The following is a 25,958-nucleotide window of genomic DNA, read 5'->3' as shown; positions in this document are numbered from 1 at the left end:
TATGGATTGGTTAACTAAACAGTATGGTGATGTTCTTGTTGTTTACTTGGAAGGAGCGTTAGATGCTGTTTCTGTGCCGAGATCGGAAACATTTCTAAATAAGAAAGTAGAAGAGGGGAAGCATAAAATCGTGCTCAACTTTCAACACGTTACTTATATGAGTAGCGCAGGAATTCGCTTGTTATTTTCATTGTCTAAGTCATTACAATCTCGCCAAGGTCTTCTTTGTATTTGTTGTGTTCAGGATTTAGTAGCAGATGTTATTCGCATGGCAGGCGCCGATCAACTTTTCCCTGTATGCCAATCAGAACAAGAATGTTTTACTAAATTTTAATCCTACTGCATATGCGTGCTCCCGAATTTCAATCTAATACTACAACATCTACAGGATGCGATGTCTGCTTAGATCCACAAAAGTCATTTGCAAACTTGTTTAAACGTACTGTGATTTTACTTTCAGGACCCACAGGATCAGGGAAAACAGATGTGTCCTTAAGGTTGGCTTCTATGGTTGACGGAGAAATTATTTCTGTGGATTCCATGCAGGTTTATCGCGGTATGGATATCGGCACGGCGAAGGTCTCTTTAGAAGATAGACAGCGGATTCCTCATTATTTGATAGATATCTGCCACGTTCAGGAACTCTTTAATGCTGTGGATTTTTACTATCAGGCTATGCACGCATGCCAAAACATCCTCTCTAGGAATAAAGTTCCTATTCTTGTTGGCGGGTCCGGGTTTTACTTCCATACTTTTCTTTCTGGACCTCCCGGAGGCCCGCCTGCAGATCGTGAATTTCGTGATCAGCTTGCTCTTTATATTCAGGATCACGGCTTATCCTTTTTATACGAGAATCTTTGTCAGAAAGATCCTGAATACGCACGTACCATTACAAAGAATGATAAGAATAAAATTGTTCGCGCTTTAGAAATTATCCATCTCACAGGGAGGAAAGTTTCAGAGCATAGCTGGAGCATGGAGCCTCAAGAATCAAGGGAGTATAACTGCCGAGGTTGGTTTCTATCGCCTCCAAAAGAGCTTTTGCTAGATAACATCCAGTTGCGTTGTCAGAAGATGCTGGAAGATAACTTAATTGGTGAGGTCCGTGGATTGCTTGAGCAGGGGATAAGAGAAAATTCCTCAGCATCGAAAGCGATAGGCTATAGAGAGTGGATCGAATTTATCGATCAAGGATCTCCAGAAGAGGCCTATGAGGCTGTGAAACAAAAATTTATTACAAATACCTGTCAATATACCAAAAAGCAAAGAACGTGGTTTAAACGTTATCCTGTGTTTCGAGAGTTGCCTACCCTAGGATTGACAGCAGAAACTCTAGCAGGAAAGATAGCAGAAGATTATTTTCTTCACGGTTGATGTGCAGGGATTTCTATGTGTTCATAGAAGGTGTTTCTCTCTACAGGGATGAAACCCTCAGAAGCAATCATTGCGCGGGCTTCCTCTTCAGAACTTTTTAACGTCCACCCTGTGCATTTATGCACGCTCTCATCAATAATAATCCCTCCGAAATCATCAGCCCCATAATGGAGACCACGAGCTCCATATTCTTTCCCTTCTCCAAACCAAGAAGCAGCTATATGCTCAAAGTTGTCTAAAAAGATGCGAGAGAGAGCAAGGATGCGATAATACATTTCAGGAGCTGCTTGATTAGGGACTTTACGCCCTAAAGCTGTATTTCCAGACTTATAACTCCAAGGAATAAAACTGTAAAATCCTGGGGTTTCATCCTGGGCATTTCTTAGAGTTTCTAAATGTAGGAGAATGTCATGAGCGGTTTCTATATGCCCAAACATCATTGTGGCTGTTGTCCTGAAGCCTAAACGATGGGCGAGCTTATGAAAATTAATCCATCCGTCGGGGCCCATTTTTTTGGGCGATACGATTTTACGTACCCGTTCAGAGAGAATCTCAGCGCCCCCTCCAGGAATGGTTCTTTGCCCTGCATCCCAAAGTCTTCCTAGAGCTTCTTCAGTGCTGACCCCAGAGACAGTAGCTGCATGTGCAATTTCGACAGCAGAAAAAAAATGAGGATGAAGAGAGGGAAACTCCTTAACAGTGATGCGTACGAACTCTTCGAGATAATCCACGCCTAATCTTGGATGAACGCCTCCTTGAAGAAGAACGGTTTTAACCCCCATAGATATATATCGTTGCATTAAAGAACGAAATTCGTCAAAAGAAAGAAGAAATGCGTCAGCAGAGCGAGGCTTTCTGTAAAACGCGCAAAAGGTGCAATCAATTTTACAAATGTTGGTGTAGTTGGGATTGGCATCTAGAACATAAGTGACTTTATTGTCAGGATAACGTTGCTCACGTAAAATATTCGCAACTTCCTGTAGTTTCTCTAAAGGACTTGTTCTAAATAACTCCAATCCTTTGTCAAAAGAAATTCTAGTAGATAAGTTCATAAAAACGATTGACGATAATGCAGAGCGGGGGCAAACTTTATCTTCTATTCATTATTTCTTTGTCAAGCCCTACACCCTAAGTTGTTATTATGGATACTTCAGACAACAGCTTTCATTCTTCAGAAGCAAAACAAGGTTCTATAGTGGTTTCTAGTGAGGAAATGAAATCTAAAAGTGATGACATTTCTAACGCCGCAGTAACTAATGAATCCTTTACCATATTTACTCAAGAGTTATCTGGATTTTCATTAATCGAAGAACAGGTCGCTTTTAGTTTAGAGAAAATGGAACAAGCCTTAAGAAACAACCAAGGAGCAAATTTAAAGCTGTTTTGGGCGATACGAAAGCACTGTCTTCCATTATTCCATCAAGTAGAAAACGTTGGTAAGCGGGCTGAATTTTGGCGTCGCTACATTGATTTAACGAAGGAAGGACGGCATATTAAATCCTTACAAGATGAAGAAGGGACTTTTGTTGTTGGACAGATTGAGTTAGCCATATCTTGCCTTGAGCAAGATGTAACTAGTTTCTTAGAGGGAACCAATCCTCTGACAGTACAAGAAGAACAATCCGTATTTTTAGAAACGCAGACCTTGGAAAAACGCAAGACTTTCTATAAAGACTTGCACGCTTCTTTAGTCTGGTTAAGTAGTTTCTCCGCAAGAATCATTGATTTGCGAAAGGAATTAATGAATGTTGGCATGCGTATGCGCATGAAAAGTAAGTTTTTCCAACGTTTATCTTCTTTAGGAAATCAAGTATTTCCGAAAAGAAAAGAACTTATTGAGAAGGTCAGTGAAGCTTTTGCAGAAGATGTCGAGTCTTTTGTTTCCAAGTATTTTTCTCGTGCAGATAAAGATGCATTAAAGCGTTCCGTTTTTTTTTTACGGAAGGAAATCAAAAATCTACAGCAAGCTGCTAAGTGTTTAGCTGTTTCCTCCGCTGTATTCTCTGACACTCGTTTGAAACTAAGTAAGTGTTGGGATCAGCTCAAAGGTTTAGAAAAAGAAATTCGTCAGGAGCAAAGTCGGTTACGGGTTACATCTGCAGAAAATTCTAAAGATGTTCGTGACCACTTAACAAATATAGCTCAAGTATTGGAAGAGGGCGGTGATCTTTTTAAAATTCGCAAAGATTTAGATGCAGCTACAAAACGTATACGCGCTCTAGACTTAGTGCATGATGATGTTGTTGCTTTAAAAGCAGAGTTGCAAGCTCTGTTTGAAAAGCTTCGCGAAAAACAAGAGGCCGCAGAACAAGCGTATCAAGAGCAATTAGCTCGAGATAGACAGATTAGACAGGAAGCGATTAAAGAGCTGACTGATAAGATCCAGTTGTTTTCTGAAAAGTGTATTTCTGGGGATATCCATCTGCAGGCGCGTTCAGAATGGCAAGAATTGAAAGAATCTTTAACCAAAGCGGCTTTCTTGTCCGCTTCGGAAAGAATTGCCTTAGACAATCGATTAAATCTAACCTCGCAGCATATAGCAGCGTTTTTTGAAGAACAGCTACTGTCTTCTCCCGATTCTCGTGAAAAACTCACAAATATGCGGCAGGTTTTGTCTCAAAGACTGGAACGTCGTAAAGAATTGAAGGACAAACTAGAACAAGATAAGAAACTTCTTGGATCTTCGGGCCTGGATTTTGATCGTGCTATGCAATATAGTGCTCTAGTTGAAGAAGACAAACGTGCTTTAGATGAATTGGATCAAGGGATCCTAGATCTGAAGCGACAAATCCAGCAGTTAACATGAGACGATCTTGTATATATGCTTTTGATTTAGATGGTACATTGCTACGAGGTAATAGTAGTATAGGGTTTTATAAATACGCTTTAGGACACCGCTTATTCTCTTATAAAACCCTCCCTTCTTGCTGTTTGTTTTTTCTTCGTTTTCGATTTTTTTTTTTAGATTTGCCTTCATTTTATTCGCGAATCGCCTCTTCTTTGCTCTCGACAGTCTCATTTGATAATCTTTCTTCCATGGCTCTAGAGTTTGCCGAAACATTAAAAGAAAAAGATTTTTACCCTCCTGCTTTAGAAAAATTTCATGAAGCTTTGGAGGATTCTTCAGGGGAAGTCATGATTTTTTCCTCGTCTCCAGATTTTATTGTTCGGCCCATAGCCGAGAGACTTGGAGCGGATATGTGTTATGCCTCAGGGTTTCAAGAATTTTCTAGAGGGCAAATGCTTGCAAATCAATGTCTAACTGGGGATAATAAAGCGAAAATACTTAGCCATCTTAAAAAAATAGGGCGTGCAAGAAGCCATACTTTCTCAGATCATATTTTAGATCTGCCCTTTCTTTTGCTAGGTGAGGAAAAAACCGTAGTACGACCTAAAGGAAGACTTAGAAAAATGGCTAGAAAGTATTACTGGAATATTATTTAACCTAAGAAAAAAAGCTCGACCTTATCCTAGATAATCGAGTATTCTCATACTAGTTTCTATGGATTTATTTTACTTTAATTTATTAAAAGTAGTTGCCAAAATTATTGATAACAAAAAAGGCAATAACCCTGTTGTCTTAGATGTCCGTGCCATTTCTCAGCTCACAGATTACTTTATTTTTGCTGAAGGAAATGTTGGTGTACATGTAAAAGCTTTGGCAGACACCATTGTAGAGGAATTGAAACAGTATAATGTTTCTCCTTTACATGTAGAGGGGTTAAGCCATGGTGACTGGGTAGTTATAGATTACGGATTTATCGTCATCCATTTGTTTATCTCATCCATCAGAGATCATTATCGTCTGGAGGAGTTATGGAAGGACGGTTCCATTATTACATCCAAGCTTCTAGCTTCTTAACGGGGTAGAATAACTTTATGAATAAAAAACGTGTAGTAGTCACGGGATTGGGCGTTGTTTCTTGTTTGGGCAATGAAATAGACACCTTTTATGATAACCTGCTTGCTGGTATCAGTGGCGTTCGTACAATCACTTCTTTTCCATGCGAAGATTATGCTACCCGTTTTGCTGCTTGGATTCCTGAATTTAATCCCGAGCCTTATTTAGATAAAAAACAAGCACGTAGAGTTGATCCTTTTATTACTTACGCAGTAGTTGCAGCTAAAAAAGCTATTGCGATGTCTCGATGGGATAAAGACAATCTTCCTGCTGATCCTCTCCGTTGCGGTGTTATCATCGGCTCTGGTATGGGAGGTCTACAGACTTTAGATGAAGGTATGGAACGTCTTATTTTAGGCAATAAGAAGCTTTCTCCTTTCTTTATCCCTTATATTATTACTAATATGGCTCCTGCGCTTATTGCTATGGACTTTGGACTTATGGGTCCAAATTATTCGATCTCCACAGCTTGCGCAACTTCGAATTATTGTATTGATGCAGCTTACCAGCATCTTGTTTCCGGACGTTCTGACATGATAGTTTGTGGTGGAACTGAGGCTGCAGTGAACCGTGTCGGATTGACCGGTTTTATTGCTAACCGTGCTTTATCGGAGAGGAATGACGCTCCTCAAGAAGCGTCTCGTCCTTGGGATAGAGATAGAGATGGTTTTGTTATTGGAGAGGGAGCTGGAGTTTTAGTTTTAGAAACTTTAGAGAACGCTTTGAAGCGAGGAGCTCCGATATATGCGGAGATACTTGGTTCATATACCACCTGTGATGCTTTCCATATTACAGCTCCTAGAGATGATGGAGAGGGCATTACTTCATGTATTCTTGGAGCTCTAGAGAGTTCTGGCATTCCTAAAGAACGCGTAAATTATATTAATGCTCATGGGACATCAACTCCTCTAGGAGACATATCGGAAGTTTTGGCATTGAAAAAAGCTTTTGGTAGTCATGTGAAAAATTTACGAATGAATTCCACAAAGTCTCTTATAGGTCATTGCCTGGGAGCGGCTGGGGGAGTCGAAGCTGTTGCAACAATTCAAGCAATTCAAACGGGCAAATTACATCCTACGATTAATTTAGAGAACCCGATTGCAGAAATTGATGATTTTGACGTGGTTGCAAATAAGGCCCAAGATTGGGATATTGACGTTGCTATGTCGAATTCTTTTGGTTTTGGTGGACATAATTCAACGATATTATTCTCGAGGTATATACCCTAATTATGATGAAGACAAAGTATGAATACTCTTTTGGCATTATTCCCATAAAGTTTTTTGGTACTCCAGATAGAAGTACGCTGAAAGCTTGTTTTATCTGCCATACCCAAGGTAAGCATTGGGGATTTCCTAAAGGTCATTCTGAAGATAAAGAAGGTCCTCAGGAGGCTGCAGAAAGAGAGCTGGTTGAAGAAACAGGCTTAAGTGTAGTCGATTTTTTCCCAAAAGTTCTTGTAGAACACTACTCTTTTAATGATAACGAGGTGTTTGTTCGCAAAGAAGTTACTTACTTTTTAGCAGAAGTTCAAGGGGATGTACACGCGGATCCAGAGGAAATTTGTGACACTCAATGGTTAAGCATTCAAGAAGGAATGCGTTTATTGAATTTCCCAGAGCTTAAGGAGATTGCTGGAGAAGCTGATAAATTTATCAACAGCTACCTCTTCTCATCCTAAATTATAAAATGTAAGGAGAGGGAAACCTCTCCTTAAACATTTATATCGTTGTTTTTTCTCTACAAAATTTATTTAGATAATCTTGATGAGCAAGCTCGATTACTTTTTGAGCTTCTTTCTTTCCATAGATACCTACGATTTCAATTTTTGCAGGTTTGCCGTGGATCAAATGCTCTGGGGATGCTTTATAAGTCAGAAAATAGTGTTGGATCATATCGAGAACTGTGCAAGGGCAGTCCGAAATGTCTTGAATTTCTGAAAATACTAAATCATCTTCAAGAACAGCGATAATCTTATCGTCAGCCTCTCCAGAATCAATAATACGTAATCCTCCAATAGGACGTGCTTGAAGCAAGATATTGCCGTGGGTAATATTCTTTTCCGTCAGCACACAGATATCCAAGGGATCATCATCTCCTTGTATATTCTCTTTCAAGCTCTGTTCTCCACTATACTTCCCAGAGAGTTCCCCACAATATGTTCTAGGTAACAATCCGTATAAACAAGGACAGAAGTTAGAAAATTTTTGAGGACGGTCTACTTTCAATAAACCGGTAGCTTTGTCTAATTCAAACTTTACAGAGTCCTGTGGGGTAATTTCTATATAACAACATAGAGATTCGTAGTTATCTTGAGTTAGTATAGGACCGTGCCAAGGATGCATGATCGATAAAGATGGTTTTTCAGACATAAGCCACTCTCGTTATAGACTTTTTTTTACTTTCTAGTTTTTCGGAGGCCCTTAGCGTATCACGTGAGGAATTTTAAGAGAAGGGAGAGGGTTTGGTTAATTGACTTTTAATTAAATCTATACAATACTCGCGTATTATAATTGCAAATTCTTCCATTTTAAGATTATGAAATATCCCCTAGTGTTCAAAGATATAAATATAGAAGATTACGAACGTGTGATAGAAGTAACGTGTGAAAGCGTACAGCTACACGCTTTGATCGCTATTCATCAAACGCTAGTGGGCCCTGCATTAGGTGGGGTTCGTGCTTTTGCTTATAATTCTTTTGATGATGCCTTAACAGACGTTTTACGTTTGTCTAAAGGGATGACATATAAAGCAGTTCTCAGTGAGACAGAAACAGGCGGAGGAAAAAGTGTTATCATTCTTCCAAAAGGTATGACACGTCCTACTGAGGCTATGCTCCGTGCTTTTGGTCAGGCGGTAGATTCGCTTGGTGGTCGCTATATAGCCGCTGAAGATATGGGAGTATCTGTTCATGATATCAACATCATTAATCAGGAGACTCCTTGGGTATGCGGTATAGAAAGCGTAAGTGGTGATCCTTCAATTTACACAGCTCACGGAGTCTTTTTATGTATAAAGGAAACAGCAGAGCAGTTGTGGGGTGACTCTTCTTTAAAGGGGAAAAAGATCGGTATTCAAGGTCTTGGTGCTGTGGGTAGAAAATTACTCCACTCTCTATTTTTCGAAGGTGCGGAACTTTATGTTTCCGAGACGAATCAAGAGGTCCTTCAAGAAATTACCAAATTCTATAGCGTCACTGTTGTTTCTAAAGACGCTTTCCCAACATTAGAATGTGACATTTTTGTTCCATGTGCATTTGGTGGGGTGATTAATAACAGTAATGTCGACAATTTGCGCTGTCGTGCAATTGTTGGAGCTGCAAATAATCAACTAGAAAACGCTTCTTTAGGCGCTGCTCTTCATGCTAGGGGGATCTTATATGCTCCAGACTATCTAGCGAATGCTGGAGGCTTATTGAATGTGGCACTTGCAGTCGGCAAGCCTTATTGTCCGAAAGCCGTCTTACAAAAGGTTAGTAGACTTCCTCTGATTCTTAGAGAAATTTATGAACAGAGTAAAGCCTCTAATAAAGATACCGTAATTCTATCTGATAGTATAGTAGAAGAAAAACTTACCGCTTATATTTAATAAGCGAGTAAGTTTTCCTCAGGAACAACGTTGCAACGTTCTTGTAGAGCTTCTAAAGTAATTCTATGAATCTCTTCATTTCCAGAAGCTAAAATGATGGGGTGGTTTTCTAAAATGAAACCCTCCCTACGATAATTTAGTGGATTTCCAAAAATATCAGAAACACTACCACCAGATTCCTCGACTAAAAATGCTCCGGGAGCATGATCCCAAGTTTTTGCTTGGGAAATAGCGAAAGGATAACGGATAAAAAAGTCTACAGCGCCTTCAGCAACCATAGCATATTTGTATTGGCTATCAACACGGCAAGCCTGAGGTTGCCCAGGTAGGGATAAGCTTAATAAACGTGTGGTGTGGTGTTGTTGGTTTCGTGCTGCTAAAGAAGCTTCGCAAAACCTCCCTGTTAATGTGGTTCCAGATCTTAAATAACGTCTGGATTCAATTGCGGTGCCGAATAAGGAGACGCCGTGGTTTTTTGCAGCAGAATAGATTTTATAGGTATGAGGGTCCGTCGATGGGCAAGCCATCACCGCAAGTATAGGCTTATCTTCATAAATGAGAGATACTGCCGTGGCAAAAAACCTATTTTTGATAAATCCGGACGTACCATCGATAGGATCAACAAGCCAATATAACGAGGAGGTTTCTTGATAGGGCGTTAATGTCTCTAGAAGATCTTCAGGCGTTACTTGAGGATCTAGTTTATGAACAAATTCTAAAATTTTGTTAATTTTATGATTATCATTTACAGGGTCTAGGACTTCCTCTCCTATAAACGGAATGTGTGGAAAGGTTGTTGAGAGTTTTTTTTGCAGACAATATTGGACCGCGTAGTCTGCAGGAGTGACAAAAGATCCATCGGGTTTTGTCCAGAAATGAACCAGAGGGAGGCGCTGTCGGTAACGGATTAACTCGGCGATTGTTTTCTCAACTATACTTTCTGCAACTCTTTGATAGTCTAGCAAATGAGACGGCATAGTGATTTTTTTCCTAAGTAATAGCTAAACCATACTATCAAAAGCCGGGATTATGTTAAACTTACTAGAGGGGTTGTAAGAGAATTTGTTATGGGAAAAGGTTACCTATGATAGTTAAGATGTGGCGCACTATCTATGAAACTACCTATGCATCTCTCGTTGGCTTTGCCTTAAAATTGCGCTACAAGATAAAACTAGAGGGTTTAAAGTCTCTCAAACCCAATCCCAATCAAGGCAGCCTGTTTTTATCAAATCATGTAGCTGAAATTGATCCGGTAATTCTTGAATACTTATTTTGGCCACGTTTTCATGTGCGTCCTCTTGCTGTGAGTTATTTATTTAAGAATACCGTAGTTCGCTGGTTCTTAAATTCTGTCAGGGCTATACCTGTACCCAATATTGTTCCTGGAAGAGAGTGTAAAAAGACTATCGAACAGATGGAAGAGTTTTACAATCAGACAATTAGCGTCTTGGATAATCGGGGCAGCGTCTTACTGTATCCTTCGGGTAGATTGTCAAAGAATGGTAAAGAAGAAATAGTTAATCAGTATTCCGCACACGTGTTATTGCATAAATCCAAGGCGTGTAACGTATTTTTGATACGTATTAGCGGATTATGGGGCAGCGCTTTTTCGCGTTATAAAACTCAATCTACACCTAAGTTGGGGATAGTATTTAAGGAAGCTGTGCGAGCCCTATTGCGTCGGGGATTATTTTTTATGCCGAAACGCTTTGTGAAAGTAACGATACAGCAAATAGACAACGACTTCTTAAAACAATTCCCTACAAAACAGGATTTAAATGCTTTTCTTGCTTCGTGGTTCAATGAGGAAGAAGAGAGTTTTCCTATAGAAATTCCTTATGCCTAATGTAGCGGAGTTATGGTATGCATAAGCGTTGGCATCATTCTAATAAACGTCGTGTAGGTTTACGTGACGGTCGGACTGTTTTACAGAAATTCTTAAAACTGTGTTCAGAAATGGGATCGGATGCCAGCTGTTGGGATGAACAGCTCGGGGTTTTATCTTATGATGATCTACGTAAGGCTGTTATAGCTTTAGCTTTAAAAATATCCAAATATCCCGATGAGCATATTGGAGTCATGATGCCCGCTTCTGCGGGAGCCTATATTGCTTATTTCGCTATACTCTTATCTGGTAAAATTCCCGTTATGATTAACTGGAGTCAGGGATTTCGTGAAATGGTAGCTTGTATGGAGCTCGCTCATGTAAATCATATCCTAACTTCTAAACAACTTGTTGATCATTTACGCCAGGTTCACAGTGATATTGAGTATCCAGCACAGTTAATTTACATGGAAACTATACGTAAACATCTCTCTCTTTGGGATAAGATGCGTATAGCGTTTTATCTATCTCTACCTTATCGCTGGTTGATACGCCTGTTCAATATTTCAAGTCAGGATGAAGAGGACACCGCTGTTATTCTATTTACCTCAGGGACGGAAAAACTTCCGAAAGGGGTCCCATTAACACATGCAAATCTCATAGAGAATCAGAAAGCCTGTTTAAAATTTTTCAACCCTACAGAAAACGACATTATGATGTCGTTTCTTCCTCCGTTTCATGCTTATGGGTTTAATTGCTGTGCGCTTTTCCCCATGCTAGCGGGTTTATGTGTAGTTTTCTCCTACAATCCTTTGCAACCTAAAAAGATTGTAGAACTTATAGATAAAACTCATGCGACTTTTTTAGGCAGCACGCCTATCTTTCTCGACTACATTTTGAAAACAGCTAAAAAACAAGAATCTTCTTTAAGTTCTTTGAGTTTTGCAGTTATTGGTGGTGACGCGTTAAAAAACTCTTTAAGAGCAAAATCTGAAAAAGATTACCCACACATTACTCTGCGTCAAGGTTATGGAACTACCGAGTGTTCTCCGGTTATTGCAATTAATAATGAGGATAGCCCGAAGGATGAATGTTGCGTGGGGACTCCTATTGCAGGCATGGATGTCATGATTGTTTCTGAGGAAACTCATGTCCCTGTATCATCGGGAGAGGTCGGTTTAGTTGTTATTCGTGGGACATCACTCTTTTCTGGTTATTTAGGGGCTGATCCTAGTCAAGGATTCGTTTGTCTTGGGGGAGATAATTGGTATGTGACGGGAGATTTGGGATACCTGGATAGAAATAATCAGCTATTTTTAAAAGGTAGGCTGAGTCGTTTCGTAAAAATCGGTAGTGAGATGGTAAGCTTACAAGCTTTAGAGAGCCTACTTACTGAAGGTTTCGGGTTGCCTGATGAGCAAGAGGGGATTTCATTAGTCGTTTGTGGTCTTCCTGGAGAGAAGATAAAACTGTGTTTATTTACAACGTTTTCTACAGATCTCAATGAAGTAAATGATATCCTAAAAAACTTAAAAACAAGTAGCATAATGAAGATATCCTATCAGCATCAGCTGGAATCTATTCCGATGCTGGGCACAGGAAAGCCTGATTACCGAGCTTTAAATTCTCTAGCTCTTTCTCTGTTTCATGGGGACTAAAAAGACACTTGAATAGTTAAAGATTCTAGATTTAGAGGAAAAGATCTTTAATGAGTGAATACCCAATAGATTTTGTAACTAATGATTTCTTAGGTTTTTCTCGTTCTACAACATTAGTCAAAGAGGTCGAGAAACGCTATCGTGCGTATTGCGAAGAATTTTCTCATGCACAACTAGGAGCACGAGGTTCTCGCGCTATTGCAGGCCCTTCTCAAATTCTACAGAATTTAGAAAAGAAAATAGTAGATTTTCATAATGCCGAAGCTGCTTTTGTGGTTCATAACGGCTATATGGCGAATTTAGGGTTTTGCTATCACATCTCTAAAGATACTGATAAGGTATTTTGGGATGAATCTGTGCACGTGTCTGTTGTGCAAAGTTTAAAAATGATTTCCGGAAAACAGCAATCATTTCCACATAATGATTTGGATGCTTTAGAGTCTTTATTGATAGCACATAGGGCAGTTTCCTCAGGAAGAATCTTTATTTTCGTTTGTTCGGTATATTCGTTTTCAGGAACATCAGCTCCACTTGAAGAGCTTATAGATCTTTCAAGAAAATATCATGCTCATATCATTGTAGATGAGGCTCATGCTATGGGCATTTTTGGTGAGGACGGTCGTGGTCTATGTCATCAATGGGGATATGAAAATTTCTATTCTGTTCTTGTAACCTATAGCAAGGCTATGGGAGCTATGGGAGCAGCGATTCTTTGTTCTTCGGAAGTGAAAACAGAGTTGATGTTAAACTCCCCACCTTTACGTTATACTACCGCACTAGCCCCTCATGCGTTGATCACAATAGACTCTGCTTACGATCATCTATTGTTGGAGGGAGAGCACTCTAGAAAACAGATGTTCAGCTTGAAGGCTTATTTCCAAGAGCATTTTGGACTGCATTCGCAATGTTGCGGGCAACCTATATGGCTAAAAGATTTTAATATCGATCTTTTTACTTCCATGTTAGATGAGGCTAACCTACGTGTTGGATTAATGACTTTTGTCAATAAACCTTTCATACGAGTAAATTTCCACACGTATAATACGCGTGATGAAGTCGATGTTTTAGTGGCTATGCTACACAGCTATTTAGAAAAATGTTGTTGTGGGATCGACATCGATCATGAACTTTACTTTAGGAGATAGTTTTGCTGATAGTAAGGCTTCATGAAGCTTTTTATTTACAGGTAGAACTTGTTTGCTCTTTATCAGGAATTGGTACCGAAACAGATCTTTAATTTTAAAATGCCCACAGGGAGTGATTTGCATGAGCTGGGTATGGGCGTCTAATTTTTTCTCAAGTGCTGTATGAATGCGGTGGGCTTCTTTCCAAGTCAGCCTGGGACATTTCCCTATGAATATACAGCGCACAAGACGAATAAACGGAGGGTAACTGCATAATTCCCTTCCAGTAACCTCTTGATTATAGAAAGCAGAATAGTCTTGTTGCATAGCACAACGGATCGTGCTGTGATCGGGAAGAAAAGATTGGATGAGGACCTCACCAGGAAGATGGCTTCTTCCTGACCTTCCTGTTACTTGAGTAATGAGTTGAAATACCTGTTCAGAGGCTCTGAAATCAGGAATATAAAGTCCCGAGTCTCCATTTAAAACTACTGCTAGAGTGACAGCAGGGAAATGCATGCCTTTAGCAATCATTTGAGTGCCTATCAAGATATCAGCTTTTCCTGTGGCAAACTGTTTTAGTAAAGATTCGTGGCTTCCTTTAAATTTCGTAGTATCAGAATCAATACGTATAGTGCGAACTTCCGGGAAGATACTATGAAGCACCTTTTCTATTTTTTCAGTTCCTGATCCACGATACTGTAAAGTCATGGCTCCATGACATTTTGGACAGGATGTTTGAGGATCTTTAGGAGAGGAATTACAAAGATGGCAGAGGAGAACATTAGCATACTTGTGGAAAGTCAAGACCATATCGCAATGGGGACATTTCAACGTATGTTTACACGAGGAACATGTAACATTTGTATGGTAACCCCGACGATTAAAAAAAACGAGGGTCTGCTCACCAACAGCAAGACGCTTTTCAATACTTCTAATCGCTGCTTGTGAAAATAATGTTTTTGTCTTTGTTTTTTCTCTCTCCATATTCATATCAATGAGGGAGACTTTTGCTGGAGAGGCAGCCGCCGCTCGTGTCGATAATTCCGAAAGGATATATTTCCCCGATAGAGCATTGGAATAGCTTTCTAGACTAGGCGTGGCACTTCCTAAGATTACAGTAGCATGAGCAAGTTTCCCTCGCATGACAGCAACATCACGGGCGTGATAGCAGGGGTGGCTTTCACTTTGTTTATATGCAGGATCATGTTCTTCATCAACGATGATCAATCCTAAATTCTGCACAGGGCAAAATAAGGCAGATCTTGGTCCTATAATGATACTAATATTTCCCTTAGAGGCTTCTCGCCAGGTTTTATTCCTATCACTATCGCTGAGTTTGTGATGGAGAATACCAACTTCTTTTCCAAAATGGGCTTTAAATAAGGTGACTGTTTGTATCGTAAGAGCAATTTCAGGAACTAAAAGGATAGCGCTTTTCCCTAATTTTCTTGCCTCACGAATAGCTTGGAAATATACCTCTGTCTTCCCACTTCCTGTTATACCAAAAAGAAGGTGTGTTTGAAATTTCCCCAAAGATAAAGAAGAAGAAATCTTATCTACAGCAGATTGTTGCTGAGGATGTAAAGGATGCGCATCGGGGAGGAAAAATGTTAAACTGTCTTCTTGAATTTCAAGATCGGCAGCGTTGGCAATTTCAATAGCGCCGAGTTTCTCTAAAGAATGGATAGGGGATTGGGAGACCTTAGCCTTCTCCATAAGTTCAGAAAAACCCGGAGGAGAACTACAAGACAGTAATGTTTTTAAAGTTGCTGCTTGCGAAGGGGATTCTTTTTGAAGGGCAAGAATCATCTCTTTCGTCTTCGCTTTGCTTTGCTTGAGTAACACACGATAGTGTTGTTTTGGTTGTATGATACTTGAGGATATTCCTGGGAGCACTAAACGTAATGTCTTTCCTAAAGGAGCGAAGTAGTATTGACTCATCCAGAACATAAGTTCTAAAAGATCTTGAGGCAAGACGATTCCAGAATCAATAACACCTAAGACTGGGAGAACACGCCGACATTCTGTTGTTGCTTTAATCTGATGGACAATTCCGTACTTTTTTGCCCCCCGTAAGGAAACGCTAACACCAGTACCCTTAGTAATGTGTTCAAGGTTTTTAGGAAGCCCGTAGTCTAACACCTTATTGATATTGGAGTTTACTATGACTTCTGCGTATAGGCGAAAGGTAGTTGATTCAATATTACCCATAGATCTCGTTTCAATTGCGGATCATTTTCATAGTATACTGAAGAATAAATAGGAATCCAAGTGCACCCATCTTTAGCGAACGATTGATGATAACGTATGTTAGACATTTTATAACGCATCATCGTTAAAGGCGCTAGACATAAAGAGAAGCCCTTATTCTTATAAAAAATATTTTTATGACCGGTGGATAAGACGAGCCGTGAAGGGAAAATTTGTTGGGTGAGAATTTTTGCTAGTCTATTGAAGAACAAGACTTCTTCGTCTTTTTCCTCATCTACAAAAATCCCACAGGGGATATTCAAAGATGTTTTCACACAGTGTGCTTCTAAAGCAGGATAACGGAATCTTAGGATTTCTTCTCTGGAAAGATCGGGAGGAGGAGGAATACATTCCCACGAAGATTTTTTTACACGCTCATGAATAGTAGGTAAGGGAGGTTCTTCATTATCCTGGGTTGGAGGGGGAGAAGAATTTGTTAATTTTTTATCTATAGTGGCAGGTTGAGGAATACTTATTGGTTTGGAAATCGGGGAAGGTTTTGCAGGGGGGAGCTTGCTTATTTCTTCTTTGAGGCTTAAAGGGATAAGTTTTGCTAATGGTGGATAATACGGCTCTAAATAGCGATCAATGATTTCTTGTAAAATCAAAGAGATTGAAGGATTCGGATATGTCATACGAATATAAAAATGGCGAAGATATTTACGGATTCACTATAGATATAGAGGGTTTATTCATCCACGCTCTTTATTTCCAGATGTGAGAATCTCCTTGCTTTTTAGGTATCACAGGATAATACACTACGGTAATTAGGGAAAAACTCTACAATATTTTTTTAAGAGGATTTACATGAAACGTTGGTTCCAAGGAAGTTTAATAGCTCTCTGTTTATTACTTACATTGCCTTGTTGTGCAGCAAAAAGACGCTCTCAGCATCAAAAGGACTCCGGGAAGGTCACAGTTCAACAAGTGAAAGATTCAGGAGTACAATGGGAGCGCTATACCAATGCTGTTGAACAATCTAAAAAAGATCACAAACCTATAGGTTTATTTTTCACAGGTTCTGATTGGTGTATCTGGTGTATGAAAATGAAAGATCAGATTTTAAATACTGTTGAGTTTGCAGATTATGCTAATGAACATTTGCATATGGTGGAATTGGATTTCCCACAGGTGAATAACCAACCTGAAGATGTGCAACAGCAAAACCGAGCATTAAAATCCAAATATGGTGTCAATGGGCTCCCAACGTTAGTTTTCATTGATGCTAATGGAGCTGAGAAAGCCAGAATGGGATTTGAGTATGGTGGTGGCGCAAATTATGTTAAGAAAATCCAAGCTGCTTTGAAGCAAAAATAGTAAATCTCTTCTTGAAGAATTTTAGAGAGGAGATCTTCCTCTCTGAAGTTCTCTTTTCTCTTAATTAAACATTCATCTTTTTTATTGTTTTTGAGAAAATCTCTATCTTACAGTGAACTTTTAATACCACTTTCTTCAGATAGCATCGAGTTTTTTGCATCGTGGTTTGCATTTTCGAAAGCAACGCACTCTTTGAAGAATAAGAAATAGGCAAAAGGATTTAGAAAAAATGTCAGAAGCTGAATACCTAACACAAGAAGATTTTCTCCAAAGAAGTAACAAGCTCCAGGAAATATCTGATCTAGGTATTAATCCTTATCCTTATGAATTCCCAGGAACAAGTAGTGTTGAGGAAATCAAACAAGAATATGCTTCACAGACTCTTGGTAATAGCGAAGACGCCACGAATAAGAAAACTCCTAAGGTAAAAATCTCAGGACGTATGGTGCTTTTCCGTTCTATGGGAAAGAACGCTTTTGCTCAAATCTTGGATAATGATCAAAAAATCCAAGTCATGTTTAACAGGGATTTTTCTTCAGTGGCAGGTCTTCCTGAAGATGCAGAAATTTCTCCGATAAAATTTATAGAGAAGAAGCTTGATCTTGGAGATATTTTAGGAATAGAAGGGTACCTATTTTTCACACATTCAGGAGAACTAACTATCCTTGTAGAGACCGTTACCCTGCTATGTAAAGCTTTGATCTCCCTCCCCGATAAACATGCAGGATTAAGTGATAAAGAAATCCGTTATAGAAAACGTTGGCTAGACCTGATTTCTTCGGATGAAGTGCGTCAGACTTTTTTTAAAAGAAGTCGTATTATCAAATTAATCCGTCAGTATATGGATGCTCAGGGATTTATGGAGGTAGAAACTCCTATATTACAAAATATATATGGTGGTGCTGAAGCAACACCCTTTGTCACTACTTTGAATGCTTTGCACTCAGAAGTGTTCTTAAGGATTTCTCTAGAGATTGCTTTAAAGAAAATTCTTGTTGGCGGAACCTCACGTGTCTATGAAATCGGAAAAGTATTCAGGAATGAGGGGATCGATAGGACGCATAATCCTGAATTTACCATGATTGAAGCCTACGCTGCTAACGTGGATTATCATAGTGTTATGACTTATGTGGAAAACCTTGTTGAATACCTAGTGTGTGCATTAAATGATGGCAGCACTGTTTTGACCTACTCACATTTGAAACAAGGGCCGCAAACTGTTGATTTTAAAGCTCCTTGGATTCGCATGACGATGAAAGATAGTATTAAGACATACGGAGATGTGGATGTCGATCTTCATGCAGATCATGAATTGCGCAATATTTTAAAAGAGCGTACCTCGTTACCTGAGGAATCTTACGCAACGGCACCCAGAGGTTTATTAATCACAGCGCTGTTTGATGAGTTAGTCTGTGATAAGCTAATCGCCCCTCACCATATTACAGATCATCCTATAGAGACGACACCTTTATGTAAGTCTTTACGTTCTGGAGATGCAGATTTTGTAGAACGTTTTGAAAGTTTTTGCTTAGGAAAAGAACTCTGCAATGCTTATTCAGAGTTGAATGATCCACTACATCAAAGAATGCTTTTAGAAAAGCAAATGGAGAAAAAAGCTTTAGACCCCGATAGTGAATACCACCCTATTGATGAGGAGTTTTTAGAAGCCCTATGTCAAGGAATGCCTCCTGCAGGAGGGTTTGGAATCGGGATCGATCGTTTGGTGATGATTCTTACTGATGCGGCTTCTATCCGAGATGTTTTGTATTTTCCAGCTATGCGTCGTTTAGAATCAGAAAATAATTAAAGTTTTTTTACTTTAGGCCCTGATTTAGCATCCTCGATACTATAGCCTAAAGAAGCAACCTGATCTCGAAGAGCATCCGCTTGTTTCCAATTTTTCTCACTACGAGCAACTTCTCGTTCTTCTACAAGTTGCTTCACGTGATCGGGAATTTCCAAGTCAGCGGAGAAGGGGATCACACCAAGTACGGTATTGATTCTCTTCATAATGTCTAAAACATAGTTAGCATCAGCTTGTGTAAAATTAGCTTGATCGATGGTTGAGTTTGTTTGATGGATAAAATCAAATAAAGCTGCAAGAGCTGCTGCTATGTTTAAATCATTAGCAATCGCCTCTGAAAAGGCTTGTAAAAACCCTTCCCCGTGCTGCTGCATATCTTCTGAAATGTGCGAGCTTTCGGGATAAACACTTTCTATTCTGGAAATAAAATCACGAAGACGTTTTAATGCCTGACGGCAAGCAAGTAATCCTTCTTCTGTGAAGTTTAACTGCATTCTATAATGACTCTGTAAGAGCATGTAGCGGATTTCTTCTCCAGAAAACCCACGATCTAATAAATTTCTCAGTGTGAAAAAATTCCCTAAGCTTTTCGACATTTTTTTCCCATCAACGAGAAGATGTTCCGAATGGAGCCAGTAACGAGAAAAAGGTTGGTGCGATAGAGATTCTGATTGGGCAATTTCATTTTCATGATGGGGGAAGATATTATCCACACCACCTGCATGAATATCAATAGAAGCGCCAAGAAGTTCCATAGCCATAATGGAACATTCTAGATGCCATCCTGGACGACCTTTACCAAAAGGACTTTCCCAGTAAATATGACCATCTCTCTTCTCTTCATACGCTTTCCATAATACGAAATCAGAAAGGTTTTCTTTGTCATATTCATCAGAGGATACTCTAGAGCAACATTGCAAATCTTGTAATTTCAATTGAGATAACTTTCCATATGTGGGAAATTTCTCTATAGAAAAATATACCGAACTATCCTGACCAACATAAGCAATGCCTTCATCTAAAAGCTTTGCGATAGCTTCAATCATTTGAGGGATGTAATGCGTAGCATGGGGATAGACATCCGCAGGGAGAATATTTAATGAAGCAACATCTTCAAAAAATGCTTGTATATACGGAGCAGTATAAGCATCCAGGGATATATTTTTCTTACAAGCTCCTGCTAAAGTCTTATCATCCACATCTGTAATGTTCATAATGTGTCTTACAGAATAGCCGAAAAACAAAAGAGTCCGTTTTAGTAGGTCTTCAAATACGTACGTACGGAAATTTCCAATATGTGCGTAGTCATATACCGTAGGACCGCATGTATACAATTTCACAGGATCATTTGAAGAACAAAAAAGCTCTTTTGCTCTTGATACCGTATTATACAAATAAAGCTTCTGTTTACTTTCCGATGATTGTCTCATGTATAGACTCTCAGAGGTTATAGATTTTTCCCGGTGAGAGCGTCGATTAGGCTTGTGTCAAGGTGCTATATTAACGCCTCAGTATGAAAGAAGAGTATATTTTCTTGTGACTTTAACATAAGATCGTTTCCCGATCCATGGTTTTTCTAAGGAACACAGTAGAAGAATTAGTAGATTAGGATTATTTAAAAGAAGAATAAATCTAAGGATTTTACGCATAAATATTCCTAAGAAATACATGATTATCTAATTCAATAGAAAATTATGTTTGATTGTAGAAAAGGTCAAAACTTTTAGGTGGTGTTTTTTATTTCGTTTTAATAAAAAAAAGACTATACGACAAGGATGGTTAACAGAATGCCCTGAGAGCATTTTGTGACGCCTAAATAGAACGAGTTGCGTCCTATTCACTCGGAGAAGGAGAGGAAGCCCATGATCATGTTACAGGTTATGAAGAAATATTCTTTGAAGCAACTGAAGGTATTAACAACGTTTCTATTAAGTGCAGGTTCTTTAAGTTTGCATGGCGTTGTTCATGAGAATTCTTCTAAGCTTGTTTGGCATGTAGATTATAATGAGGCTGTAAAAAAAAGCCGCGATTCTGAATTGCCAATGTTAATCTTTTTTTCAGGTTCCGATTGGAGCGGCTCATGCATGAAAATTCGTAAAGAGGTGCTTACTTCTTTAGAATTTTCCAAAAAGGTCAATGGAAATTTCATATGCTTAGAAGTAGATTTTCCTAAGCATTCTTCACAAAGTGAAACACTACGCTCACAAAATGCTAATCTAAAAACTCAGTTCAAAATTGAAGAGTTTCCCTGTCTTCTCTTACTCTCTCATGACGGAAGAGAGATTTATAAAATCGGTTCTTTTGGTAATGAGACTGGAGAAAACTTAGGCGAGAGTCTATGTCATATTATTGAGAGTGATTTCTTAATAAGTAACGCCTATCCCATCATGCATACATTATCTATGGAAGAACTCCAGAAGTATTACCGACTTTCTGAAGAGCTTTCGCAAAAAGATTTCATGGCAAAAGCCTTGGAGTTGGGTGTGCGTAATGACGATTACTTCTTCTTATCAGAAAAATATCGTCTTCTTGTTGAAGGCGGGAAAATGGATTCTGAAGAATGTCAAAGAGTAAAACGTAAATTACTCAATAAAGATCCTAAAAATGAACAACATACCCACTTTACTGTTGCTCTGATCGAGTTTCAGGAATTGGCCAAGAGATCTCAAGAAGGCGTGCGCCAGGATCCTAGTCAAGTCATCGCTCCTCTAGAATCTTATTTAACAGAGTTCGGTCAGCAAGATCAGGAAAATGTTTGGAGAATTGAGATGATGATAGCTCAATTTTACTTAGATTCTGATCAGTGGAAAAGTGCTTTACAGCATGCCGAAGTTGCTTTTGAAACAGCACCTAAGGAAGTACAGACTCACATTTCTCATTCTTTGGACTATATTCGACACCAGTCGTAGGCTTATTTTTTGCTAATTTGCTACTGAGTGCTTCTGGAATTTGCTGAGCAAAGTCTTGAAGCAGATCTTCAAATTTAGGTTGCTGCTTGTTTTTAGGCATAACAACAATTTGACAAGCAGGAAGAGAGTGACGCTTTTTACGAAAAGCCTCGCGCACAATACGTTTAAAATAATTTCTTTTATGCGCTTTCCCAAATTTTTTTGAGACAGTTATCCCAAGCTTGCAACATCCAGAATATCTAGATGGAGCAACATGAAAAATAACCTGACTGCCTTGACAGTGAGATCCCGCTCGCGAGATGTAGAGAAACTGCTTTCTCTTTAACACACGAGCATATTTGGGTAAGGTTGATCGATGCACAAAACAAAATATTTTATAGGTCGACTAGATTATGTCTGCCATGACGGCGGCGACGATTCAGTAAATTTCTTCCGTTTTTTGTAGCCATACGGGTACGGAAGCCCACAGAATTTCGACGCTTTCTTTTGCTAGGTTGATAAGTCCGTTTCACAGTACCTTCCTATTGGTTTCTAAGTCTTTCTAGCTTACTGAACGATTGGACTAGAAAAAACTCTCCGTAAGTTTATAAAATTGGATTAATAAAGATCAAGAGAACTCAAGAGATTCTTGCTTTCGATGAGGTAACTTAGCCTCTACTTAAGTCTCCTGTTGTCAAAAAGTGCTAAAGGGATTAAATTAGTTCCTTTTAGCGATATTCCATAATTTAGAGCGTCTTTCTCTGGCTTAGAGAAGGCCATTAGGGTATAGTTTTCATGAAAGTGAGTTCATCTATCAAAGCAGATCCTTCTAAAGGAGATAAGCTTGTTCGTCGTAAGGGGCGTCTTTATGTTATTAACAAAAAGGACCCTAATCGTAAACAACGTCAAGCGGGCCCTGCACGTAAGAAATAATTTAATAAGTTTTAGGTAAGAACGCATGGCGAAAAAGTCAGCAGTAGCGAGAGAAAATAAGCGCCGACGATTAGTAGAGGCGAACTACAAAAAAAGAAGCGAGCTTCGCAATATTGCAAAAAGCTTAACTGCTAGCGAAGAAGAGAAAGAAAATGCACGTGTGGCATTGAATAAGATGAGAAGAGACACGGCTCATATTCGTTTACACAACAGATGCTTATTGACAGGCCGTCCTCGCGGTTATCTAAGAAAGTTCGCTATTTCTAGAATTTGTTTCAGAGAAATGGCTTCCATGGGAGAGATTCCTGGAGTTATCAAAGCTAGCTGGTAGAATTCCCGCGATAGCGTATCTACTATTGGATAAAAACAAGGCGTTAATTTTTTTAGAATTACTTAAGAATTTTTAACGCCTCGTTAAGTTCCGGAATATTTCTGACCCTTTCCCAATTTTCCATTCCTTTTTTCCATACCCAAACATCCTCGGGGTTTATGTTTTCTGTGGTATGTTTTTCTTTATCTCTGAGAAATACAAGAAGATCTTCTAAGGACATTGGTCCGATATTCTGTTTTTCTTTGTTTAAGTAAAACCATTTTTCTGTATTTCTGAGGACTTGATCCACAGGAGATGGGGAGGAAATCACAGAAGAATCTTCTAAAATAGAGTGCAAAATATTATTGGATGGTTCGTTATCATCGGATGAATTAGAATCACCATCCCTTGGGGAAAGGTCCGGGAGGATGAGGAGAATAATGATTCCGAAGAATCCAAAGCACATCCCTGCAAGAAACCAACCGATTGGGTTACGATTTTTTTTAACAGCCAGGTAAGCGGCTAAAAACCCTAACAGAATGTAAATCAAAAAAAAAGAAATAGGAAGCATTGAGGGTAGCATATTAACCGCTTGACCATTAGACTAATCACTAGCGCTTATTATTTCTATAGAGTACATTTCTCGCTAGCGAAATAGGCACATAGGAGGAATATGGATAAGCAGAATTTAAAACTAGATGTGAAAGAAATTGAATTTCCAGAGACTGTATTCAGCCGTGATATAGAGACTCGTGTAATTCAAGTAATTATTTTACATTGTTTAGCTAAAATCAACGGGGTTTCTCTTTTAGGGGGAAATTTAATTGATACTTTATTCGGTAGAGATATCGAGAGAATGAAGGGAATCTATGTAGAACAAGATTCTAAAAATCATCTAGTTAAGGTTCGTGTCGAAGTAAACGTTGATTACGGTGTTTCTATACCAGAAAAAACCGAAGAAATTCAGGGATGTATAGTTTCTGAAGTATCCGAATATACAGGTCTTCATGTAGCTTCCGTTCATGTGATCATTAAGGGGTTAACTCAGCCTAAGGATCGCTCTGAATCAGAAGATGAGCCAGAAGAATTATGTGTTGCAGACCTACCCTCAGCAGAGGACTTTTTAGAGGAGATCAAAGAAGAAGTAGAAGAATAATATTTTCTTTAATCTTCAGTAAGCTTTGAATCTTCAACTTGCTTAGCCAGCAATTGTTGAATGTCTTTTTTCGTTAGCCCAGGGATAGCCTCAAGCTCTCCCTGGGAGGCTTTCATAACTTGTTTCCAACTTTTAAATTTCTGTAATAAGCGTTTTCTTTTTACCTCACCAATTCCGGGAATTTTCTCCTGAGGGAATAAGAGATCTTTATAACGTTTTCTACGATGTTTGCTGATGGCGAATCTATGCGCTTCGTCACGAAGCTTTTGGAAAAATTGTAGAAGTTTTGATGTTGGTGCTAGTTGAATCCCCTGAGGGAAGGTATCACAGAATAATTTTTCGTTTCTTAATGAGCTGCTATGGTTGCTTGCTTCTTTAGCTAAGGAGACAACCTGAATTCCCGTGAGATTAAGTTCTTTTAATGTTTTTTTTGCCTGAGAGTATTGGGCGCGCCCTCCATCTATAACAATCATATCAGGAAGAGAAGAGGTAAGAGAACTAAATCTACGTGATAGAACTTCATGGAATGTTGCCAGATCATTATGTGCTAAAGAAGAGATAGAAAATGTCCTGTAACTTTTTGGAGAGAACGCATCATTTTCATAGACAATGTACACACCAACTCCGTGAGAACCTTGTAAATGAGCATTGTCATAACATTCTATGCGGTAAGGATAGTCCGGAGATTTCAGAATTTTCTTCATCTCTTCATAAGGTAGAGATGAAGATTGTGTAGTCGTTTCCGCATGTACCTTAGCGTTATTTTTAGCTAAGGTAAGTAGTTCTTTCCCATAACCTGTTTTCGGAGAGCGCAGCTGAGGTGGCGTATCTTTATTTAACAAATATGGAAGTTCAGGGATGTTTAGAGGAATAGGAGTAAGAATTTCTTTGGGAGTCTGAGGTTGATTGGCGTAGTATTGTAAAATAAAGGAAGAGAGCAAATCCGTATCTTCCTGAGCATTTTCTGAAAATGGGAAATGGCGGGCTCCAAGTAATTTCCCTGAACGTACCGTTAATACAGTAATGACCGTTTCTTGGTATTTTCTATATAGACCAATAGCATCAATATTTTGAAAGTGGAATTTTTCTACATGCTGTTTTTCCATAGCTTGTTGAATAAGTTTTAATGTGCGGTAGTAAATTCCTGCTTGTTCAAACTTTTGTTCTTGAGAGGCCTTCTCGATCGATTTTTCTAAATCTTGAATGATTTCAGAGACCTTACCTTTTAAAAATAATACAGCTTTTTCTAAAGTCTCTTCGTATTCCTCATGCGTACATAGATGCACACAAGGTGCTAAGCACCGTTTCATCTCATAAAGGATGCAAGGACGTCTTCTCGAAGCGAATTCACGATTGGAACACGTGCGTAGTGGGAACCATTGGCTAATAACTTCTAAAAGAGTTCTGCAGGCTTCGGCACTTACGTAAGGGCCAAAAATGATCTGCCTTTTTGAAGATGTAATCGCTTTCGTGCGGATAGCGTCTATTTTCGGCCAAGGGTGTGTCAGAGATATCGCTAGACAAAAGAAAGTTTTATCATCTTTTAAAAGTACGTTGTATTTCGGATGGTGCTTTTTTATTAAGTTATTTTCTAAAAGAAGAGCTTCAGTTTCATTAGAAACTAAAATCGTTTCTATAGTAGTCGTTTTCTTCATTAGGAAGGGAATTCTTTCTCGAGAGTCCCCTTGTTTTTGAAAGTACGTTGTTATGCGATTGCGTAAGTTTTTTGCTTTTCCGATATAGAGTACCTCTCCTGAGTCATCTTTCATGAGATAAACGCCTGGAGATGTGGGAACCAGTTTCGGAGTAAAATCCTTTACACGCATA

Annotated in this window: 27 protein-coding genes; 17 read left to right on the top strand and 10 right to left on the bottom strand. The window is 39.0% G+C overall.

The annotated features are described in order from the left end of the window. Nucleotide 1 precedes the first annotated feature (1 nt). The gene (locus CCA_RS04285; RefSeq protein ID WP_011006814.1) at nucleotides 2–334 is read left to right on the top strand and encodes an STAS domain-containing protein; all 333 of its coding nucleotides are present in this window, start codon (nucleotides 2–4) and stop codon (nucleotides 332–334) included. Between the two features lie 11 nt (nucleotides 335–345). Beyond that, nucleotides 346–1,374, top strand: a complete 1,029-nt coding sequence (gene miaA, locus CCA_RS04280) for a tRNA (adenosine(37)-N6)-dimethylallyltransferase MiaA (RefSeq protein ID WP_011006813.1) — start codon at nucleotides 346–348, stop codon at nucleotides 1,372–1,374. Here the strand turns inward: miaA and mqnC are convergent. Continuing rightward, nucleotides 1,365–2,426, bottom strand: a complete 1,062-nt coding sequence (mqnC, locus tag CCA_RS04275; RefSeq protein WP_011006812.1) for a cyclic dehypoxanthinyl futalosine synthase — start codon at nucleotides 2,424–2,426, stop codon at nucleotides 1,365–1,367. The two genes, miaA and mqnC, sit on opposite strands and share 10 nt — an antisense overlap. 89 nt (nucleotides 2,427–2,515) lie before the next feature. Between mqnC and CCA_RS04270 the strand changes: the two genes are divergently transcribed. From CCA_RS04270 to CCA_RS04250, 5 genes are read left to right on the top strand one after another with little or no spacing between them, the layout of a single operon-like run. Beyond that, entirely contained in the window at nucleotides 2,516–4,180 is a 1,665-nt protein-coding gene (locus CCA_RS04270; protein WP_011006811.1) for a hypothetical protein, read from the top strand. Next, the gene (locus tag CCA_RS04265; protein ID WP_011006810.1) at nucleotides 4,177–4,818 is read left to right on the top strand and encodes an HAD-IB family phosphatase; all 642 of its coding nucleotides are present in this window, start codon (nucleotides 4,177–4,179) and stop codon (nucleotides 4,816–4,818) included. Before CCA_RS04270 ends, CCA_RS04265 begins: the two co-directional genes overlap by 4 nt. 58 nt (nucleotides 4,819–4,876) lie before the next feature. Further along, nucleotides 4,877–5,236 (top strand): ribosome silencing factor, encoded by a 360-nt coding sequence (rsfS, locus tag CCA_RS04260; RefSeq protein WP_011006809.1) that lies wholly within the window; start codon nucleotides 4,877–4,879, stop codon nucleotides 5,234–5,236. A gap of 17 nt (nucleotides 5,237–5,253) precedes the next feature. Continuing rightward, a complete protein-coding gene (gene fabF, locus CCA_RS04255) occupies nucleotides 5,254–6,504 on the top strand; it encodes a beta-ketoacyl-ACP synthase II (RefSeq protein WP_011006808.1) in 1,251 nt (416 codons plus the stop codon). Nucleotides 6,505–6,506: 2 nt separating this feature from the next. After that, on the top strand, nucleotides 6,507–6,956 hold the full coding sequence (locus tag CCA_RS04250; protein ID WP_011006807.1) for a bis(5'-nucleosyl)-tetraphosphatase: 450 nt from the start codon (nucleotides 6,507–6,509) through the stop codon (nucleotides 6,954–6,956). Nucleotides 6,957–6,996: 40 nt separating this feature from the next. Here the strand turns inward: CCA_RS04250 and CCA_RS04245 are convergent, their stop codons facing one another. Continuing rightward, nucleotides 6,997–7,647, bottom strand: coding sequence for an inorganic pyrophosphatase (locus CCA_RS04245; protein WP_011006806.1), 651 nt, complete (start codon nucleotides 7,645–7,647; stop codon nucleotides 6,997–6,999). Nucleotides 7,648–7,813: 166 nt separating this feature from the next. On the opposite strand from CCA_RS04245, the gene CCA_RS04240 reads away from it, so the two are divergent. Further along, nucleotides 7,814–8,863, top strand: coding sequence for a Glu/Leu/Phe/Val dehydrogenase family protein (locus CCA_RS04240; RefSeq protein WP_011006805.1), 1,050 nt, complete (start codon nucleotides 7,814–7,816; stop codon nucleotides 8,861–8,863). Here the strand turns inward: CCA_RS04240 and CCA_RS04235 are convergent. Then, nucleotides 8,860–9,840 carry an inositol monophosphatase family protein gene (locus CCA_RS04235; protein ID WP_011006804.1) on the bottom strand — a complete coding sequence of 327 codons (981 nt, stop codon included), beginning with the start codon at nucleotides 9,838–9,840 and terminating at the stop codon, nucleotides 8,860–8,862. The two genes, CCA_RS04240 and CCA_RS04235, sit on opposite strands and share 4 nt — an antisense overlap. 107 nt (nucleotides 9,841–9,947) lie before the next feature. Between CCA_RS04235 and CCA_RS04230 the strand changes: the two genes are divergently transcribed. The 3 genes from CCA_RS04230 to CCA_RS04220 are packed head-to-tail and all read left to right on the top strand — an operon-like array spanning nucleotide 9,948 to nucleotide 13,491. Continuing rightward, complete coding sequence (locus tag CCA_RS04230) at nucleotides 9,948–10,709, top strand: lysophospholipid acyltransferase family protein (protein WP_011006803.1); 762 nt, start codon at nucleotides 9,948–9,950, stop codon at nucleotides 10,707–10,709. 17 nt (nucleotides 10,710–10,726) lie between these two features. Continuing rightward, nucleotides 10,727–12,346: an AMP-binding protein gene (locus CCA_RS04225; protein ID WP_011006802.1), complete on the top strand. Its 1,620-nt coding sequence runs from the start codon at nucleotides 10,727–10,729 to the stop codon at nucleotides 12,344–12,346. Between the two features lie 50 nt (nucleotides 12,347–12,396). Then, complete coding sequence (locus CCA_RS04220; protein WP_011006801.1) at nucleotides 12,397–13,491, top strand: aminotransferase class I/II-fold pyridoxal phosphate-dependent enzyme; 1,095 nt, start codon at nucleotides 12,397–12,399, stop codon at nucleotides 13,489–13,491. Here the strand turns inward: CCA_RS04220 and priA are convergent. Together priA and CCA_RS04210 are read right to left on the bottom strand one after the other, a co-directional pair. Next, nucleotides 13,435–15,684, bottom strand: a complete 2,250-nt coding sequence (priA, locus tag CCA_RS04215) for a primosomal protein N' (RefSeq protein ID WP_011006800.1) — start codon at nucleotides 15,682–15,684, stop codon at nucleotides 13,435–13,437. The two genes, CCA_RS04220 and priA, sit on opposite strands and share 57 nt — an antisense overlap. Beyond that, the gene (locus CCA_RS04210) at nucleotides 15,636–16,358 is read right to left on the bottom strand and encodes a hypothetical protein (protein WP_011006799.1); all 723 of its coding nucleotides are present in this window, start codon (nucleotides 16,356–16,358) and stop codon (nucleotides 15,636–15,638) included. The genes priA and CCA_RS04210 overlap by 49 nt, the downstream gene beginning before the upstream one ends. A gap of 172 nt (nucleotides 16,359–16,530) precedes the next feature. On the opposite strand from CCA_RS04210, the gene dsbH reads away from it, so the two are divergent. Beyond that, nucleotides 16,531–17,040 (top strand): disulfide reductase DsbH, encoded by a 510-nt coding sequence (gene dsbH, locus CCA_RS04205; protein WP_011006797.1) that lies wholly within the window; start codon nucleotides 16,531–16,533, stop codon nucleotides 17,038–17,040. 229 nt (nucleotides 17,041–17,269) lie between these two features. Then, on the top strand, nucleotides 17,270–18,847 hold the full coding sequence (gene lysS / locus CCA_RS04200) for a lysine--tRNA ligase (protein ID WP_011006794.1): 1,578 nt from the start codon (nucleotides 17,270–17,272) through the stop codon (nucleotides 18,845–18,847). On the opposite strand, the gene cysS is transcribed toward lysS, so the two are convergent. Next, nucleotides 18,844–20,274 carry a cysteine--tRNA ligase gene (cysS, locus tag CCA_RS04195; RefSeq protein ID WP_011006793.1) on the bottom strand — a complete coding sequence of 477 codons (1,431 nt, stop codon included), beginning with the start codon at nucleotides 20,272–20,274 and terminating at the stop codon, nucleotides 18,844–18,846. The genes lysS and cysS overlap by 4 nt on opposite strands. 432 nt (nucleotides 20,275–20,706) lie before the next feature. Here cysS and CCA_RS04190 point away from each other — a divergent pair, with 432 nt between their 5' ends. Continuing rightward, nucleotides 20,707–21,753: a thioredoxin family protein gene (locus CCA_RS04190; RefSeq protein WP_011006791.1), complete on the top strand. Its 1,047-nt coding sequence runs from the start codon at nucleotides 20,707–20,709 to the stop codon at nucleotides 21,751–21,753. On the opposite strand, the gene rnpA is transcribed toward CCA_RS04190, so the two are convergent. Both rnpA and rpmH read right to left on the bottom strand, forming a co-directional pair. Then, nucleotides 21,695–22,114 (bottom strand): ribonuclease P protein component, encoded by a 420-nt coding sequence (gene rnpA / locus CCA_RS04185; RefSeq protein WP_011006790.1) that lies wholly within the window; start codon nucleotides 22,112–22,114, stop codon nucleotides 21,695–21,697. The genes CCA_RS04190 and rnpA overlap by 59 nt on opposite strands. Before the next feature lie 13 nt (nucleotides 22,115–22,127). After that, the gene (gene rpmH / locus CCA_RS05275) at nucleotides 22,128–22,265 is read right to left on the bottom strand and encodes a 50S ribosomal protein L34 (RefSeq protein WP_020359129.1); all 138 of its coding nucleotides are present in this window, start codon (nucleotides 22,263–22,265) and stop codon (nucleotides 22,128–22,130) included. A 262-nt stretch (nucleotides 22,266–22,527) separates the two neighbouring features. Here rpmH and rpmJ point away from each other — a divergent pair, with 262 nt between their 5' ends. Beyond that, nucleotides 22,528–22,665 carry a 50S ribosomal protein L36 gene (gene rpmJ / locus CCA_RS04180; protein WP_011006789.1) on the top strand — a complete coding sequence of 46 codons (138 nt, stop codon included), beginning with the start codon at nucleotides 22,528–22,530 and terminating at the stop codon, nucleotides 22,663–22,665. Between the two features lie 25 nt (nucleotides 22,666–22,690). Next, nucleotides 22,691–22,996 carry a 30S ribosomal protein S14 gene (rpsN, locus tag CCA_RS04175; RefSeq protein WP_011006788.1) on the top strand — a complete coding sequence of 102 codons (306 nt, stop codon included), beginning with the start codon at nucleotides 22,691–22,693 and terminating at the stop codon, nucleotides 22,994–22,996. A 58-nt stretch (nucleotides 22,997–23,054) separates the two neighbouring features. On the opposite strand, the gene CCA_RS04170 is transcribed toward rpsN, so the two are convergent. After that, a complete protein-coding gene (locus CCA_RS04170; protein ID WP_011006787.1) occupies nucleotides 23,055–23,558 on the bottom strand; it encodes a DUF4339 domain-containing protein in 504 nt (167 codons plus the stop codon). A 90-nt stretch (nucleotides 23,559–23,648) separates the two neighbouring features. On the opposite strand from CCA_RS04170, the gene CCA_RS04165 reads away from it, so the two are divergent. Next, entirely contained in the window at nucleotides 23,649–24,131 is a 483-nt protein-coding gene (locus CCA_RS04165; RefSeq protein ID WP_011006786.1) for an Asp23/Gls24 family envelope stress response protein, read from the top strand. Between the two features lie 8 nt (nucleotides 24,132–24,139). Here CCA_RS04165 and uvrC read toward each other — a convergent pair whose 3' ends face one another. After that, a complete protein-coding gene (uvrC, locus tag CCA_RS04160; RefSeq protein ID WP_011006785.1) occupies nucleotides 24,140–25,957 on the bottom strand; it encodes an excinuclease ABC subunit UvrC in 1,818 nt (605 codons plus the stop codon). Nucleotide 25,958: the final 1 nt, after the last annotated feature.

This window comes from Chlamydia caviae GPIC, assembly GCF_000007605.1.
GTDB classification, from domain to species: domain Bacteria; phylum Chlamydiota; class Chlamydiia; order Chlamydiales; family Chlamydiaceae; genus Chlamydia; species Chlamydia caviae.
Note: the sequence above shows the minus strand (reverse complement) of the source record. Positions and strands in the feature narration are given on the sequence as shown.